The sequence below is a fragment of the Candidatus Rokuibacteriota bacterium genome, from assembly GCA_016209385.1.
Lineage (GTDB): Bacteria > Methylomirabilota > Methylomirabilia > Rokubacteriales > CSP1-6 > JACQWB01.
The window spans coordinates 1-17,076 of record JACQWB010000246.1; the positions used below are offsets into that span (position 1 = coordinate 1).

General features: G+C 64.3%; 12 protein-coding genes and 1 pseudogene. 2 read left to right on the forward strand and 11 right to left on the reverse strand.

The features are described from left to right. The 7 genes from HY726_18430 to HY726_18460 form a co-directional block, all read right to left on the reverse strand. On the reverse strand, positions 1–273 hold a 273-nt coding region (locus HY726_18430; GenBank protein ID MBI4610973.1), incomplete at its 3' end, for an ATPase. A 1-nt stretch (position 274) separates the two neighbouring features. Beyond that, entirely contained in the window at positions 275–1,438 is a 1,164-nt protein-coding gene (locus HY726_18435) for a hypothetical protein (protein MBI4610974.1), read from the reverse strand. A 9-nt stretch (positions 1,439–1,447) separates the two neighbouring features. Next, on the reverse strand, positions 1,448–2,665 hold the full coding sequence (locus HY726_18440) for a DUF4338 domain-containing protein (GenBank protein ID MBI4610975.1): 1,218 nt from the start codon (positions 2,663–2,665) through the stop codon (positions 1,448–1,450). A 715-nt stretch (positions 2,666–3,380) separates the two neighbouring features. Next, complete coding sequence (locus tag HY726_18445; protein MBI4610976.1) at positions 3,381–4,079, reverse strand: hypothetical protein; 699 nt, start codon at positions 4,077–4,079, stop codon at positions 3,381–3,383. Between the two features lie 241 nt (positions 4,080–4,320). After that, positions 4,321–4,755: a hypothetical protein gene (locus HY726_18450; GenBank protein MBI4610977.1), complete on the reverse strand. Its 435-nt coding sequence runs from the start codon at positions 4,753–4,755 to the stop codon at positions 4,321–4,323. A 350-nt stretch (positions 4,756–5,105) separates the two neighbouring features. Beyond that, the gene (locus HY726_18455) at positions 5,106–5,645 is read right to left on the reverse strand and encodes a transposase (protein MBI4610978.1); all 540 of its coding nucleotides are present in this window, start codon (positions 5,643–5,645) and stop codon (positions 5,106–5,108) included. A 469-nt stretch (positions 5,646–6,114) separates the two neighbouring features. After that, positions 6,115–6,534 (reverse strand): site-specific integrase, encoded by a 420-nt coding sequence (locus HY726_18460; protein MBI4610979.1) that lies wholly within the window; start codon positions 6,532–6,534, stop codon positions 6,115–6,117. 558 nt (positions 6,535–7,092) lie between these two features. Here HY726_18460 and HY726_18465 point away from each other — a divergent pair. Then, positions 7,093–9,900, forward strand: coding sequence for a hypothetical protein (locus tag HY726_18465; GenBank protein MBI4610980.1), 2,808 nt, complete (start codon positions 7,093–7,095; stop codon positions 9,898–9,900). 5 nt (positions 9,901–9,905) lie between these two features. Then, positions 9,906–12,029: a hypothetical protein gene (locus HY726_18470; GenBank protein MBI4610981.1), complete on the forward strand. Its 2,124-nt coding sequence runs from the start codon at positions 9,906–9,908 to the stop codon at positions 12,027–12,029. Between the two features lie 746 nt (positions 12,030–12,775). On the opposite strand, the gene HY726_18475 is transcribed toward HY726_18470, so the two are convergent. From HY726_18475 to HY726_18490, 4 genes and pseudogenes are all read right to left on the reverse strand, one after another. Beyond that, positions 12,776–13,018 (reverse strand): hypothetical protein, encoded by a 243-nt coding sequence (locus HY726_18475; protein ID MBI4610982.1) that lies wholly within the window; start codon positions 13,016–13,018, stop codon positions 12,776–12,778. A gap of 653 nt (positions 13,019–13,671) precedes the next feature. Then, positions 13,672–14,097, reverse strand: a complete 426-nt coding sequence (locus tag HY726_18480) for a DUF2971 domain-containing protein (protein ID MBI4610983.1) — start codon at positions 14,095–14,097, stop codon at positions 13,672–13,674. A gap of 993 nt (positions 14,098–15,090) precedes the next feature. Further along, positions 15,091–15,264: pseudogene (locus HY726_18485) on the reverse strand (tyrosine-type recombinase/integrase). 115 nt (positions 15,265–15,379) lie between these two features. Then, a complete protein-coding gene (locus HY726_18490; GenBank protein ID MBI4610984.1) occupies positions 15,380–16,786 on the reverse strand; it encodes an anion permease in 1,407 nt (468 codons plus the stop codon). Positions 16,787–17,076: the final 290 nt, after the last annotated feature.

A 17,076-nucleotide genomic window follows, 5' to 3' on the forward strand; every position in this document is an offset into this window, starting at 1 on the left:
CAAGTCCTCCGGGACCGGACTCTGCCGGCGCTGCATCGTGTTGACGTAGTCTTCGCCCTCTGGACCTGCAAGCAGCCCCGCTGGGACAAAGCGTGTGATACGCCCCAGGGCGGCCTCCTCCTGAGAACCGAGCTCGATCAGCAGGAATTGCCCAAGCTGGGGACGGTCGAGCATGCTCGCGTCGTAGGGCGAGACGATCTCGGCCGCAAACTCGAGACCTCTCTCGTTGAAACCCTTGAAGGTCCCGAAGACCTCGGAGTCCGCAAAGAGCATCTCACGCCTCCTTGTAGCGGAGCGCCGCCAGGGATCTGCCGAGGTGCTTGAGCCGGAGCAGCCGGTCCGCTTCGTCGCTGCTCAGGTTCTCGCACATACCATTGAGTAGTAGATCCTCCAGAATGGCGACCTCCAGCCCGGTCAGCTTCGCAAAATCGTGCGCCCGCTGAATCGTCATGGGGTAGTCCGGTATCGGGAAGCCCTGCTGCGCATCGACCGTGAGCTGGCCCAGGATCTTCTCGGCCTCCTTCACCTGCCACTCAGCAATGTCCACCGGCCAGACCGGATCGAGAGACTGGTCCCCAAACTTGACGAGAAAGAGCCGGCCCAACGACTGGTAGAGGCGCTGCCCGTCGTCGTCCGGCTCGCTGGTCTCGTACGTGTCGAGCCACGTCCGATCAAAGTTGTAGCACTCCTTCTCGATGTCCTCGGGTACTCGGACGTAGCAGGGAAACGGCTTGTGGAAGGTGGCCTCCAGCTCCAAAGCCACCGCTAAACGCCCCAGCACCGCGCTCTGCTTCGCCACCCCGACCAATGAGAGAGTGACGTTGCGCTTCGCATGGGTGGCGACCGCCTCGCGGAGTTTCTTGTCGATGAGCGGAAACACCTCACGCTTGAAGGACTTCGTTCGCAGGAGACCATCCCGGATCAGGATGGTGTCACCGCCCCACTGAAGGCTCGGATTGGCGACGAGGTCATAGAGAACGGCCCACTCCACGATGTCCCGGTAGCAGCGGAGCGCTCCCGTGCTCTTGCCGGGCCGGCCGAGGCCACGAATGATGAACGAAAGGTCCCCGAGACCCTTCCCGAGGTCACTGCACAGCCGCTCGAGCGGCATCACCACATTCGGGTCTCCACTCACTGCGCGCTGCTCTAGCTCCTGCAGCGTAATCGTCCCAGGGACCGCATCGAGTGCGCACTGGTTGCCACGCGAGTCCACCACACGCACGAGCTCTACAGCGGCCGGGTCCAGCCTCAGCCGGTTGTCCCCGCCGTCGGCCGACACGAAGGACACTGCGTTGACGGCGTAGGTACGAAGCGGCCGGACATCCGCACGGAGGCGGCGCCCATAATCCCGGAAGCGCCCGAGGGTCGGATCGTCGGCACGGTAAGCCGCCAGGACCTTCCTGCGCAGCTGCTCAACATCGAGGTTCGCAAGACCCATGGCTCCCCCCTACCGCGCGGCGGCGGCTCGTCCCCGCTCGTCCCGAGCAACTCGACCGGGAACGTCGAGCAGGGCGCCAAGCTCCTCCCGGTGCCAAGCAGCAAACTCAGGCCGGCGTGCTGCCCGAGGCTCTAGCCAGCGCGACCGCGCCGCAGCGGCGACCTCGGCCACTGTTGGGAGGCAGCCGTAGCGCGGATGCTTTGATCGCCCCATCAGGAAAGACCGCGCGTTGTTCGCAAGCTCGCAAACGAATACTTCACGCTCGATCCCATGATGCAGCCAGTCCGTGTTGAGACCGAGAAGCCTCAGACACTCCCGGACGGCGCGGAGCTTCCAGTTCGGCCCGTCCCCGTACCGGTGGTTGTCGGCGTATGGGTGACCGTGTGCCTTGAGGTAGTCACGCATCGTCGCAAATAGGCGGTCCGGAATGTGGAAATGGCCCCAGCCGGACGTATACCCTACAGATCGGAAGAGGCGATAGTTCCCAAGACGCAGCCGGTTGTAGACGGACGACCGGCCAAGCGCCGAGGAGGTGGTCACCATCGCCAGGGCGGCCGGCTTAACCTCACCCGAGATCAGGCCTCGCACGCCGGCGTACTTCCAGGCAAAAGCGTCGCGGATTTCACGCGTCCCGACCAGCGCGGCGACGAGCTTGCCGCCCAGCAGCATGTTGTAGGGCGGAAGGGCACCCAGCACGTACGCGTCAAGGACGTGAGCCAGGCGCTTGCGGCGGTCATCCGCAGTCCAGCCGATATGCTTGTCTCGCACGCCCAGGTTGAAAACGGGGTCACCCAAGGCTAACAGGCCGACCAGCTTGCCGTTGCTGTCATCCCATACGAGAAACCGCATCCGCCGCCCATAACCCTGGGACACCGGCACGCTCCACGTCAGCGCGGCCAGGCGAAACAGGTTTGATTGCCATGTCTCAACCTCGACCATCTCCAGCCGGGGCGCAACCTGCGAGGGATCGACTTCGCTCCCTTCCGCGAAGAAGCTTCGAAGCCGAGGGCACTGGCGTGCGATGAAGCTCCGCTCCGCCTTGAGCCGTTCAAGCAGTTGCGCGCCGTGAAGCTGGCGGTAGGAATCCTTGGAGGAGTCGGGCGGCGCCAAGCCTCCTTCCGGGGTCCGCTTGAACCCGAGGTGGTGAAGGTGGTAACGCAACGCCCGCTTTAGGCGTGCCTCGGCCGTCAGCAGTGGAACAACCGTGCCTCGCGTGGGAGCGGACAGCTTCGCTGCTTTGCCAACGGGCGCAAGAGTCGGAAGCCGGATCAATCTCCTCAAACTGCGATCTCCTTGCATGGAGATTCACGCCCAGTCGGCATAACTCAAGCGCACAGGAGCGGCCTGCCTTTGGCCGTCGCCTGCAGCGCCTCGTTGGGCGGCTATTTTCTCCACTCGAGAATCAAGTCACGGACGGTGAACACCGCCTTCTGCCGCATGGGGAAGTTCGTCCCGATATCAGACCCGAGAGCCGCGACAACTTTGTTGAACCCTTCAGGATTTATACTTTGGAGATAGGCCAGATCATTCAGAAGCGAGGCGGTCTTGCTTCGGACAATTAGCGTGTAGGCTGTCTGGTCATTCTTGCGTGAATACATCTCTACGGGGTTGGGGATCACAGGGGAACCGTCTTCCTTATTGGGAACATCTCGATCCGCGCGAGGGTAATAGCCGCTCGCGCAGTAAGTGGTCGTGTATGTGGGCTTAGTCGCTTCGATTCGCAGCCGAAACTGCCCGTCAGCTGGCACAGATTGCGTTGAATCGAGGGGCGCTTTGCCATATACGGGACAATCCCCTTCCCTTCCAGTCTGGCGAGACTCTGGCCATGCCTTCACATCGACGGAAAGTGGGCGATTCGCTCCCATCTCCACAACCCTTCCTGGGTGATTTAGCCCCTGCGCCGCGTTGAGAGTGGGCAACCCGATCGCGAATGACCCCAGACCTACGAACGCAGCCAGAAGACCACGAAAGCCACGATCCATAGTACCCCTCCTGCTATGACGATGCCCGCGTTGTAGGAGTACGTGCGGTCTGGAAAGAACACCTCGGCCGTTGGAGGTTCAACACGCACCATAATCTGGTCTGGTTCTATGGAAGGGATGCACTGCACACCGAGAAGCTGCGGATAAAAGAAGTTCGAAAGCTCCAGGTGTGGATTCGAGGTGCTCCAGTCGACGATCACTACGTCTGCTCGATACCTGCCGCTCCCAGGTGCGTCAATCGGGACACACTTCGTACGGCTGGGCGGAGGAATCTGAATGGTCAGCTTATCGGCGCCCTGTATGGCTCCACGGATCCAAAATTCAACCTTAGTGTTCGCGGCAGTAACTATGCCTACGCTGATCGCATTATATCGAACGACAACGTAAGCAACCAGAGCGAACACTAGACAGACCGCTGCCAAGACTGCCGCCGAGCCCGCCCGTAATTTGACACGATGGGAAGGGCGTTGCCTGAACCCGCCCCCTAGATGGGGCCTCGCCCACTTTGCCAGGCTGAAAACGATCACCGCAAGAGCCGCGACCGCACCGACAGCTATCCCAATGAGCTTCCAGAGCAGCGGAACGAGGAAAAAGTTTTGTATTGCTGCTCCAAGCCCAAGAATCGCGAGTATCGCTGCGATAATCTTGCTTACGGTCATCCCTCTCCCGCTTTATTCACGTCACATCGCACCTCGCCCCAACATCTCTAGAAGATTGCGGCATCGCTCGCTCTTCGTCGTACCTGAGAGCACTACGCCGCGGTTTGCCATGCGACGAAGGTCAGAAACACCCAGGGCGAGGCTCAGCGGCCTGGGCGCGAGCAACGCGAGCGCCCGGGTCCGTTGGAGCCAGAAGTTGGACTGACGTTGAACACAACGCGCCGTGTCCTCGGCGTCATAGTTACTCTCGGGCAGCATCCGGCGAATAGCTTCGTGTCCAAGTCCACGGTGGGCCAAGCTCTTCGAGAACGTGAATGCGAACGGTCGGGTCGAGGCCGAACTCCTGCCGAAACGTCGGCTCCGCATCCCGCCGCACGAAGACATCGACGAAGTACTCCTTCCACGACTCGTCGACAACCCCGTTTGCGGTGAGTTGGCCGCGGAGCCTGTCCAGCCATTGATGGTCCCGCGTTCGGACACGCTCCTGGAGGGTTGAAGGCTTCCGAGCAGATGAAACCTCTACGACCGAAACGCTTCTCGCTCGGAAGTTTAGGGCGACGTAGTCCGGGCAACTCCACTCGGTTCCAGTGTCCCCGCGAATGGAGTACTGCGGGCTCACGAAGACATGACCATCCTTCGTCAGATATTGGAGGACCAGCTCCTCGTAGATGTCCAAGGCTTCCTCCGGCAAGTGGTTTCATTCTGTCCAACGAATAAGCTTTTATCCGGCGGGCCCCGAAGAGAACCGGCTCCCGGTGCCGGGAGCGGGCCCGCCGGATAAAACGGGTTGAACTGAACCGCGGGCCCGAGGGCTATGTGGATTGTATCCCGGTGCTGGCCCTGGGGGAAGGGGCTTTCGGCGCCGTCCAGGGGCGGACCCGAGGCACCGGGGGTACGGCAGGCCAGGGGCGAGGGGGGCCAGCGCGCGGGGACCGGGCGGCCGGAGGGCTCGGGGGCAGACGGCGCCCCACCTCCGCCACGGGCGGGGTGCGGGAGCGGAGGAAGCGGGCGGCCCTGGGGGGCGACTCATGAGGTGTCCACCACGGGGACCGGGAGGGCACCGGGGGGCAGGCGGCCGACGACGCGCAGGCGGCCCGCGCGGCATACCGGGCAGCGCGTGAGATCCACGCCGGTCACGCGGAGTATGCGGGCCGCCACGGACTCGGGGGGCGCCGGGGCCGGCGGCGGCGCCGTCGCGAGGAGGACCCGGCAGCGGGCGAGCTTGGCCGTCCGCCCCCGGTGGGCCAACAGCCCGAAGGGGTGGATGCGGACGAAGCCGTGCGGCACCACGTGCAGGAGGAAGCGCCGGAGGCACGCCGCCGCCGGCAGGGCCAGGACCTTCACCCGGTCCCCGTCCGCGTAGGCCTTCCACCGGCAGCGCACGATGCCGTCGGTCAGACTGAGGAGCCGATCGTTGGAGATGGCGACCCGGTAGGTGTACCGCCCCAGGTACTCCAGGACCTGGGCGGGCCGGCTGAAGGGCGGCTTGGCGTAGACGACCCAGGCCGCCGGGCGGAGTGTGGCGAGGAAGGCGGCGGAGGCCCGGGGATCCGGCAGGCGCGCCACCCCCCGCGAAGCGGAGCTGCTGTCGGTCGAACGCCCGGCGCAGTCGGTCGAGGTATTTGCCCCGAAAGACGTCCGCCAACGCCCGGACGGGGAAGAGGAACCCCCGCTTGGCGGGGAGGCACCGCCACCGGTCGCGGGCCAGCCCGCCAAAGGCGGACAAGCGCGCCGCCGGTGACCCCGCAGGGGAGATGGAAGTGCTGGACGAGGGTCTGGCCCCACGTGTGGAGGATGGCGATGACCCCCAGCTCGCCCCCGAGGTGCCAGGGAGCGTCGCCGAAGGTGGCCAGCGTCTGCGCTGTGCGAGGCAGATCCCCGCACACCGTCTCCGGTTCAGTTGCCAGCGTCTCTTCGGAGCGACAGCTTGGAGCCATGTCCTCGGGGTGGGGCTATTTCTTGAGACACGTCGAGCAGGGCGATGCACACGAGTTTCTTTAGTTTCTTAGCATCGTCCCCTATCACTATCAGTCCCCTACGCGAGTTCGCTGAGGCGCAGGCCGGCACCGTAGGCGGTGGCGAGCAGGACGCGTTGCCGGCGGTTGAGGGTACTCGCGATGATCCGCTGCACCTCTTCGGGGCTCAGGATCTCGGGGAGCTTCTGGGGTTGCTTCGCGCCCGGGACCGTGAACGTCGCCACGGGGCGCTTCAGGGTCGTGTGGTAGAGGAACCGGAAGGCCGACACCGAGAGATTGCAGGTGCTCCAGGCGAGCTGCTCCTCGCGAAGCATGTGCACGAGATAGGCCTGGACCTCCTCCGGCGTAAGTTGGTCCGGCGAGCGCCGATAGAACTTCGCCAGCCGGGCCACCGCGGCCAGGTAGCTCTCCCGCGTTCGCTCCGCGAACCCGCGCACGAGCTTGTCGTTGTCCATCTGTTGCCGTAGGGTTGCCATCATCCACCTCCGGGGCGAAAGGGAGTTGCACCGCGAACGCCCGCGCTGGGCGCTCTCCGGAGGGGAGTGTGCTATGGCCGACGGAAGGAAGAAAAGCGAGGGGCTCGATAACGACTGGGAAAGACAGCAACGCAGGCGGGAGCACGGGGCGGGAGCGACCGCCGGCTGGTCCTACCGCGCCAGCGGTTTAGCGCGGTTCAGCGGCGGGGCGCCTGCGCCGCCCGCTGCAAGCGCAGGCGACAGGATGGTACAGACCGGGTAGATTGGTAACACATGATCGGGAGGATGGGTAAGTCGGTACGCTCGCCCCGCGAGGAGGCGAGCCGATGCCGTGGCCGGAGACATCCCCCATGACCGAGCGGCAGCGATTCGTTGACGATGCTCACCGCGGGCTCTTCTCGATGACCGAACTCTCCGCGCGCTAAGGGGCCCGCCGCGCCCACCCGGAGAGAGAGGGACACTGCCGCCGATCTTAGCCCTTGACAACCGCTCGACATACTAATAAGTGTCTTGCTGTCCCAGCATCGGCGGCCCCTCCGGCCACCCGGGGAGGATCAGGCAGTGCCGCTTGTCTCTGACCGCTGGGCGGTCCTGCGACTCGAGTCGCTCACGCCCCTGACGGTCGTCGAGTACCGCGATCAGAGCGGGACGCCCCGCGTGCTGGCGTCGGCGCCGTACGGGCAGCCGGGCCTGCCCGCGATCGGCTGGCTCGGTGATCGCGTGCGCGAGCTCGGCAGCCGGAGGTCGTCGCGCACCGGGCGTCCGCCGATCTTCCTCGACGCCCATCCCTCGCTGGCAGCCCTCGATCTCGAGGAGTTCTTCGCGCCCGCCCTGAGCGCGGCCGGCGGCCCCGTGGCCACGGTTTCCGCCTCGGTGAGGCTGACGCGCGCCGAGTGGCTCCCGCGAAGCGCGTTCACGCTGCCACTCCGGATCGCTGCCGTCGGCGCCGATAGTGCGGACTGGTTCACCGAGCTCCTGCAGCAATCCTGGATGCAGGGCGGGGACGTGCGTCGCCACGGGCTCGATCTGCACATCGCCGGGCGTGACGTGGAGCCCCTCCTCCACCTCGTCGGCCCACACGTCGTGGTGACCGATCTGCCCGCGCCGGTCCTCGACGTCGCGGCCGCTCTGGCCGAGCCAGGCCGGCCCCGCGTTGTCATCTGGGTCGACCCCACGCTCGACTCGGAGGCGCCCGCACTTCCTCCCGCCGACGTGCCGGGCGTCTCGCTCCTCCGGGTCAGCGGCCTGGGTCCCGGAGCGCTGGCGCGCTTCTTCACGGCTCTGGTCCAGGAGTTCACGCACGACCTCCCGCTGCACGAGATGGCCGAGTACGCGGCGCGTGAAGCCGTCCTGCGGACGCGCCTGACCGCCGACCCATACTCCTTGCACTCCCTGCGGTTGAGGGAAGCGCTGGGCGAGTTGCAGCGCGAGGGCCGCCGGTGGGAGACGCTGCTGCCGGCGCTTCCTGACACGGCGGTAAGCGCCTGGATTGCCGACAGCCGCGGCGTCGGCGATTTCCTGGGCGAGAGCCATGGCTTCGTGCCGATGGCTGGGATGCGCGGCCGCTTCGACACCGCGCGGGCCGCCTTCCACGCGGCCAGTCACAAGGCCCGGGCGATTCTACACGAGGAGCGCCAGATGCGCGGGCGCGAGCCCGCCCGCGCCGTCCACGTGGCGCTCGAGCGCCTGGAGACGGGCCGGTATCTCAGCGCGCTCGAAGACCGGTCATCGCTGGAGGCCGGCGCAGCCTACCAGGTGCGCCTGCACATCGGCGTGCGCCTCCCGGACAGCCTCGTCGAGATCGACACACCCATTGACCCGCTCCTGGGGCCGCCCGACGAGGAGGCCGGCCATCACCTCGAAGTCGCCATCCAGGGCAAGGACTTCGAGGTCCTGTCCGAGCGGGCCGTGCCCCTCTTCCTGCCGCGAGACGGGAGTTCCGAGCCCGTCTACTTCGAGGTCCGCGCCCCCGAGCGCTTCGGCGCCGCGCAGCTTCGTCTCTGCGTCTACCACCGCAACCACCTCGTCCAGTCGTTCCTCCTCGACGCGAAGGTCGACGAGTCCGAGCGCGCCTACCCCGAGCGGATCCTCACGGTACGGCTGGAGCTGTCCCGCTCCGAAAACTTCGCCACACTGGACGCGCTGGGCACCCGCGCGCTCTCGATCGGACTCAACCGCTCCATCGGTGGCGCCACGCACGAGCTGATCCTCAAGGCCGACGGCAGCTCGGGGGAAGTCTCGCTGCCCGCCGTCACCTTCGAAGATCCCGCCAAGGAAATCCGCCGCCTGCTCGAGCAGGCCGCCCGCGACCCGCTCAGCCCCGCGCTCGGGCGCGACTACGCGCCGCTGGTCAGGGGTGCGCCCGTTCCCGCGGACGTCGCGGCCACGATCCGGGGGCTCGCGGGGTGGGGGCGGAAACTCTACCGCGCCTTCTTCCACCGGGCGGCCTTGCCCGGCTCCAAGCTCCGCCAGCATCTCGTCGCGCTGAGCGGCGCGCAGGCGCAGCGCATCCAGGTGATCCGGTTCGAGTACAAGGATGCGTTCCCCTGGCCTCTCCTGTACGACTGGGACCTGCCCGGCGACCCGGGCGCGGGCGTCTGCCTGGGGTGGCAGACGGACGCAACGGGCAACGCCGCCGTGTGTTCGCACGATGCCCGTTGCGCCCTCTACTGCGTGCGAGGGTTCTGGGGCGTGCGCCATCATGTCGAGGAGCTAATCGAGCAGCCCGGCGGCTCGGTCACGAGGGTCACGCCCCCCACGCAGGGCCAGCCCGTGCGCCTGGTCGCCGACGCGGGCCTGCCCGAGTCCGTGGGGCTCGCCACGGACCTCACCGGGGACCTGGGCGCGGCGGAGGTTGCTACCGGGCCCGTGCAGCCGGCGCCGCTGCTCGATCTGCTCTTCCAGAAGCCCGATCATCGACCGGCCCTGCTGATCCTGCTCGGTCACCACGAGCGCCAGCTTCGCGCGCCCCAGCCCGACGTCTCGCGCATCAGGATCGACTCGGCACCCCAGTGGCTCTCCGACGAAGATGTCAGCTCGCGAGCCGAGAAGGAACCGACCGCCTGGGATCAGCCCCGCCCGGTCGTGCTCCTGGCGGCCTGTTCCTCGGCCGCCACCGGCATCGACACGCTCACCGACTTCGTCACGGCGTGGACGGTCTCGGGCGCGTCGGCCATCGTGGGCACCGAATGCGTCGTCGGCTCCAAGCTCGCCGCCACCTTTTCCCGCAGGTTCGCGAACCGGGTGTGGAAGCAGAAGGACCCGCTCGGCAAGGCGATGACCGGGATCCGCGCCGACCTGCTGGCGGAGGGCAACCCGCTCGCCTTCCTCTTCCACGCCCTCGGCGACGTCGACTTGGTGCTGCAATGAGGCCCGTGGAGGGTCTCCGAGCGGTGAGGGCGGCGGCGCTGATCACGGCGCTCCTGACCCTGGAGCTCGCCGTTCCAGCAGCCGCGGTCGCGGCGGCGGCCGTGACGCTCGAGGGGTCGGCCACGGTCGAGTTCGTCGACGTGGCGCCGGCGCGGCGGGCGCGGCTGGCCGTCAAGCCGTCCGTCCAGAAGCCGGCGAAGGGGGATGAGCCTCGCGTCCTCGAGCTGGCGCTCGGCAACCTTCGCGACTCGGACCTGGACGGCGCCCTCTCGGTGGCCTGGGAGGCGGCCCCGGACGGAACGCCGCTGGCGCTGCGGCTCGAGCTAAAGGACACCGTCCGCCGCCCGGGCACCTATCGCGCCGTGCTGGCTCCGCTGCCGAAGTCGCGCCTCGGCGAGCGGCTCGAGCTGCAGATCGTGTTGACGCCGGCGAAGCTGGGACTGCCCGAGAAGCTGGTCGTCAGCCGAACCCTGCAATGGCCGTTCGAGACGGCGGAGGTGAAGCAGGCGCTGGTCGCGCGGGAGGAGAGCCGTGCGACCCGCATGTCCGCGCTCGAGGTCTCGCGGGTGGCGTCGAGCGCGGCAGGGCTGCCCGTCAGTGTGGGCATCACGCCCGGGACGGCACCCGTCGCCATCGCTGCGGACCGCCAGGCTGAGATCCCGTATGCCCTGGACACCGGCTTCCCCCTGGGCACCGTTACCGGCAAGCTGCGCTTCTCCGCGCTGGAGCTGACCAACCCGGTCCTGCTCGATTACGAGGTCCGGACGCGTCTGAGCAGCGCCTACATCCCGGTGATCATCGGTTTCGGATTCCTGCTCGGGTGGCTCGTGCGCAAGCGCCTGGCGCAGCTGATCCAGCTCGGGGAGGCTCGCGACCTCGCCGCGCGCCTGCTCTCCCCCGTCGCCGCCACGCTGACCGAGCGACCCGACGCGACCTTCCAGCAGGCCGTCCGGCCGCGCTGGGAGCAGCTCGTGACCGCACGGAACGGCGATGATCCCCAGGCGATCGCCACCGCCATGACACAGCTCGACCAGGCGTGGCGGGCCGCCGTCACCGAGTTCGGTCAGCGCCAGACCGCTGCGCTGGCCGCGCTGGACGAACTGCGCGCGCTCGCCGCGCCACCGTTGCCGGTGCCGCTTGCGACGCGCCCATCCCTGCGGGCCGCGCGCGACGCCGCGCAGCGCGCCCGCGCCTCCCTCGACCGCAATGATGTCGCCACCGCACAGAACGAGCTGGGCGCCGTCGGCGTTCTGGCGGCGGATGTCCAAACGGCGGCTCTGGACTGGCAGGATGCGATGGGTCGCCTGCTGTCCCGGCTTCGAACGGCACCGCTCGGCCTGCCCAGCGTCGTCGTCACGCAGTTCGACGACCGCAATCGAACGGCGCCTGCCCTCGATGCCATCAAGCCGGAGACGCCACTGGCGACGCCGAGCGAGCGCCGTGCGCTCTTCCTCGCGTTTCACGGAGAGTTCCGTGATGCCCGCAACCGCCTCGCGGAACTGTCTGCGCGGCTCGAGGCCGAGTGGGCGCTGATCGACCAGGCGCTCGGACCCGTGCGGGGGCAGCTGACGCCGGGCTACCCGGCGCTGACCGCGGCGGCGGTCGCGTTCCGGAAGGAGCTGGAGGGCGCGGCCGACAATCCCGCGGCGCTTGAGGCGGCGCTTACCACGCGCCTCCAGGAGCTCGATGGGCACTGGCGCCAGGGCCTGCTCGAGGAGGCGCCGGCGGCCGCCCGGCCGAACCTGCTACCGCTGTACCAGAAGCGCGAGTTCCTCCAGCTCGCCCAGGAGGTCGTCAAGGTGATGCCCGGCGCCCTGCTCGGGCCGGCCCAGCCCGCTCTCGTGAGCGGTCCGTGGGTCTCGCTTGCCGCCGCCGCTCCAGTGGCGGCCGCGGACATCATGGGATCGGCCGCGCCCGGCGCCCTCGCTGTGCCGGCGCCGCTGGAGGCGCTCACGGTCCACCAGGCTAGAAAGCTCCAGAGCGCCGTCCTGGCCGGGCTCTACATCGCCGTGTACTGGGCACTCAACGCCGACACGTTCGGCGCGCAGCTCTCGGAGGTGGGGACGCTGCTCGTCACGAGCTTCGGGCTCGACCTGGGCGTCGAGGGGCTGCTGAAGCTGAAGAAGTGACGGCGAATCAGGACGCGAGCAGACGCGGCACGCGCGGTCTCAAGAACCGCGGGGATCCCGAGGAGCGGGACCTGACACTGGCCCGGGCCCGGGATCCGTGAGCACCTCATCGAAAAAAGGGGCTTCGCCTGCGAGCCACCCTCGTGGCGGCGTTGCATGATGGCCCGGCGCACGAGAGGGTAGGGACTCGAGATGCGGATGCACGCCGGCAAGGAGTGGCGCGTCAGGTCGGAGGAGGTACGCATAACGCTCCGCGCTCAGCCGCCGGAACCGCCCCCAGCAGAGATTAGAGGCAGAGCCGTGAATCTCGGGACAGCGCCTCAAAAACCGAGCGCGGTTCCGGTCGGCCTGCAGCGCGTGGTTAGGCGCGCCATGTAGTGACCGAGTATCGATGCCGGTCAAACTTTACCATGAGGCTTCTTGTTGAGCGGTGAGATACGCGCTCAGTGTATACACAATGAACGACGATGACGTTCCGAGGAAATGCTCCCGATCGCGCCCGCGATTCGGTGGCGAGGGACCACTGCCAGAAACCCCAACCGGATAATCGAATCTGCGACCAATCCACTGGCGGCGAAATCCGCATCCGTGGCAACAATCCGCTCATCAAAGCCATCTACGTATGATGGAGTTGCGTGCTGATCCCACAGACTAGTAAATCGTGATACCGCGGCATCTCCCGCAAGACCAGAGCTGGCCGGTGCTTCACCTGTCCGTCGGCTTGAGGGACCGGCGTGAGAATGATGTCAGCTTCCCGCATACTCGGGATTCCGTTCTTTGAGGCAGTCTAAGGAATACTCCGGCTCATCTGACCCATAGGCAGCGGCTAACCCGGCGGTCGCCAATGGCCACCAAGCATCCTGTTCGTCCCCAGCGGGGTGTTTCGGTAACACCGTGACGAGCAGTTTGGTATCCGGTTCCAACACATACGGTTCATCGAGCCGGATCTGCTCCCCATCAAAATGGGCGGGTAACGTAATCGCCTTCATGGGTATCATCTCCTTCTTGTCTTGGACAGGCTTACTCCCACTCATTCGCTTCTTATCTATCTACACTTCTGAGCATCTTCGTGCAACGATATTTCGCACTGGTGCCGTTTCAACTATTTTCTGCTACGTTCCCGGCTCACATGGTCCATACTTTCTTACCGGGCAGGCCGTTAAAATTAGCCGGATTAAGTTGGAACGGTACGGGTACGAGCAATCGATGAAGGCCCTGCCACTGAACGGACTCGGGGCGCGGACCCAGGAGTGCACCACCCGCGCCGTGCGCATGCTGTGCGACTTCTACGGCAAGAGCCCGGACCTCGTTCGACATCCTGCGCGTCCAGCGGGAGAAAAGACTGCCGGCCGTGCTCAGCACGCAGCAGGTGCGGTGCCGTTCACGGAAGTCGCCCGACGGTTCAACCGGGACGTCTCAACGCTGAGTCGGGCCGTGGGAGCATTACAGCGCATCGCGAGCGCAGGCGGGCCTGTCTGCGTGTCCCCGCCTGCGTTTCCGCGCGGGCAGGCGCGCGGGCAGGCGCACAGGCAGGCCAGAGGCGAAACCATTGTTCAAACACCAAAAAGCAATTATGCAAGCCTGACCCTTTCTCCCATTTGACCCCATCTCCTAGCTTTTTGGGGTCCGGTTGATTGACCAGTTAGGCTTTGAACTGGCTAATGGATACTTCATCAACAATCAGGGACAATTTGGTTGGATTTGGTGATGCTCGGTATAGCTTAATGGAGTGTCCCCGTTCTTCAATCCAGCCCAAGACCTTGGCGACGGCCTGCGGTGGTATCTGTGCACCAAGAATTATTCCCGTGAGGGCTTCGGGAGGGTACCTATAAACGCCTGGGCCATTGACGTGCTCAAGAATGCGCCACTCTTCTTCGTACTTCCAATGGCTGGCTTTAGTAAGCACCGCTTTATCCACCATCTGGTCTCGCGAGTCTCGGTAGGGATTAATCTGAGGCCTCACATCGGTTTCGGGGTAGTTGACTTCTAGGGCGCGCGCGAAAAACTTAAAATAGCCGTCAAACTCAAGACATAGACCCCTATGAGAGTCCGCGTAATGTGACCACATCAAGATGTCGTCCTTCCTGGCCGATAGGCAGAGGACACCTACATGTTCAGTAATGAGTTCAGTTAGCGAGTCCTGAATGCGTTTTTGCGTCTCGGGGGTTTCCCAGTCGTTCAGTGTGTTCCTGGCTTCACGTCTTCGCTGTTCCCGATTCAGATTTGGCAGCTGCTTCTTTGAGCGATCTTTTAAGTCGCCTTCTCTTCATTCGATGCCTCAAATGAGAAAGAGGGGCGGCAATCGAAAGGGTCGTTGAACGAAGATGGCTTTGGAAAGTAAAGTTCGTTGTGACAAACCGTCCTTTCAACATATTCGCTGAACTCTCCGCTTAGCTTTCTGTACCGATAAAAATGTGTCGGACACTTGTCCACCGAAAAGCCCTCTCGAAACCTAACGCCGCGGCTCAGATGCCGCCGACCAACGCGAGGGCACAAAGGTGCATCGCACCTTTGCGGTCGTTCTGCAGCCGCTCGTTATGTGGCGCTTGGCATGAGCTTGAACATGAAGTACGCGCATACAGGCCATCCTACGAATGCCGAGAGACTTAGTGCCAACGCACCTACAACGCGTTCAAGCATAAATCCGATGACGGAGCTTATGAGACCTATAACGAAGATTACAAACGGAGCCCACCACGCAACAGACCAGCCGTAGTAGATAAGATATCCGAACCCAGTAAGCATCCCAAGCAAAGCGGAAATGCTCAAAGCAAAACCGAACGCCTGGCTTGCACCTTGAAAGTGCTTGGTGTGTAGTTGCTGGTAAAAAACGAAGGTTGAAAACGCGCAGTAGAATGCGATCGATGTCCACGACAAGACAGGCATGGCTATTTCCTATTTCCCCGCTTGCGACACAACTACTGAGCATACTGGTCAGCATAGCACGGTTGCTGACACTTCCCACAACAGCCACGATTCTCTTTCCTTTCCAAGAAGTTGTCAAGACATCATACCCTCCCCCACGGCGGGAAAGCACTGCCCCATGGATGGCATATTCCACTTATGGCTGCCAGAGACTCGCCAACTCCGCCAGTCCGTCTGCCGGACTACGAACCCCTCTCCCTTCTCGATTCAAGACGTGTATGTAGATCATCGTCGTGGTCATGTCCCGGTGATTCAGCAGCTCCTGAACGGTCCTGATGTCGTACCTGTCTTCCAAGAGATTGGTAGCGAATGGGGGCCGTAGTGTATCGTCCTCATGCTGTCGTCTGACCGCCTGGATGTGCCTCAGAAGAGCCTCCTTTTACTGCAGCAGGAAGAATTGTGTAAAAGAAGCATGGCCATCACCACTACAAGGCCAGGCCCAGAGCCCGCCAGTATGGGACGGCCAGGAAAGCCACCACCAGAGCCGTGAGAATCAGCATCAGGACCCCGACCTTGAAGACATCCCAGGCACTAAAGTATCCCAACTGGTATGCCATGAGATTCGTAGTGGTCTGCAGCGGGTAGAGGATCACCGCATCTACCGAGATTCCCACGATGAGTCCCAAAACCACCGGGTTTAGCCCGAGAGTGCGGCCAAACGTCGCCGCCACAGGGATCAGTAAGGAAATACAGGCGGTCATGTTCGTAATGGTCAGGTGCACCACACTCACCAGGACCACCAGGAAAACCAGGATCCACTCTGGTGCCAGGACCCTGGCAGAGAGGGCCAGGATCGCCTCCCGCGCAAACCACTGCGCTGCACCGCTGGCAGCCAATGCCTGGGCCAGTGTTAAAGAAACCCCTAGCACAAGGAACATGGACCACGACGCAGATTCCTCGAAATCCTTCCAGCCCAAGATGCCTAGATACGGCAACAGCAAGACGGCAGCCGCCAGCAGCGCCGGGATCACCGGATTCAAGCCGTGCCAAAAGTCGGTCAGCCAAAGAAGCGAGGTCACTCCCACGATCACGAGGACTTTGCCCTCAGTTAAGGAGAGGGGGCCTGCGCCAGCCGGGGTTTCCGGATTCCCATAAGGGGCAATCACTTTCTGCCTGTATAGGAAAGCAATAAGCCCACCGCCCAGGGCCAGCAGAGTCCAGTAGGGAAGCGCCATCAGGACAAACCAGCGCAGCCAGGAAAATCCGCCCAGGAGGGTGGCCGTCGTCATGGAGTTGATTCCACCGGTCAGCAGAGCTGAGGAGGCCAGTGGATGCAAAACACCGAGAGAGAGAAGAATGCCGCGGGGTAAAGGATCGCCGTGGGCCAGACCCAAACGCCGGAATCCTTTCTCGTAGGCGGGGATCAGGATCGCATTGCGTGTGATCGCCGAGGGCAGGACAAGGGCGAGGAAGGGCATGGACAGGAACAGCTTAAGGTATAGCCGGCCGGAGTGACCCATCCCACCTCGAATGAGCCAGCCTGCCATCCGGTCGGCAAGTCCGCTCTTCCTCACGGCCTGGCTCATGACCAAGATCGCAAGGAGAAAATACGGAAGAGGAGAAGCGAAACCGGCGAAGAGATCCGCCGTTGAGCCTACCCCCTGAACCACTGCGAGGAAGACAAGAGCCAGAATGGAACTCAAGGCAACCGGCAAGGCTTCGGTGGCCCACAGGAGAACCACCATGATTACGACCGCTATAACCCGCTGCCCGGAGGCAGAGAGTCCAGAAGGTCGTGGAAGGATCAAGAGGAGGATGAAGAAGGCCAATGCTCCCAGAAGAAAACCCAGGGAACGGCGGTTGGAGAACTTCTCCTTCCGGCTTAGTTCCATAGAGCGCGCTCGCGCGAATCGGGCCCGGGGAAGCAGATCACGGCGTCCCTCTAGCAGGATAGTGAAAAAGTCTTTTTCGTGGTTCGACAAGTCTCACCACGAACGGAAAATCATCAGCAATTTCAAGAGTTCCTCCGTTCGCCCTCACCCAGAAGCCGGGTACCCGGTCGAAGGGTGAATGGAGGGTTTTTCAGCATCCTGCTAGTAGATAGAGAAGCGGCCCTGGGCCAAGTCGGAGCAGAACCGCTCCAGATCTTCGATCTCCCGCTCGACCACCTCCATCACATCCG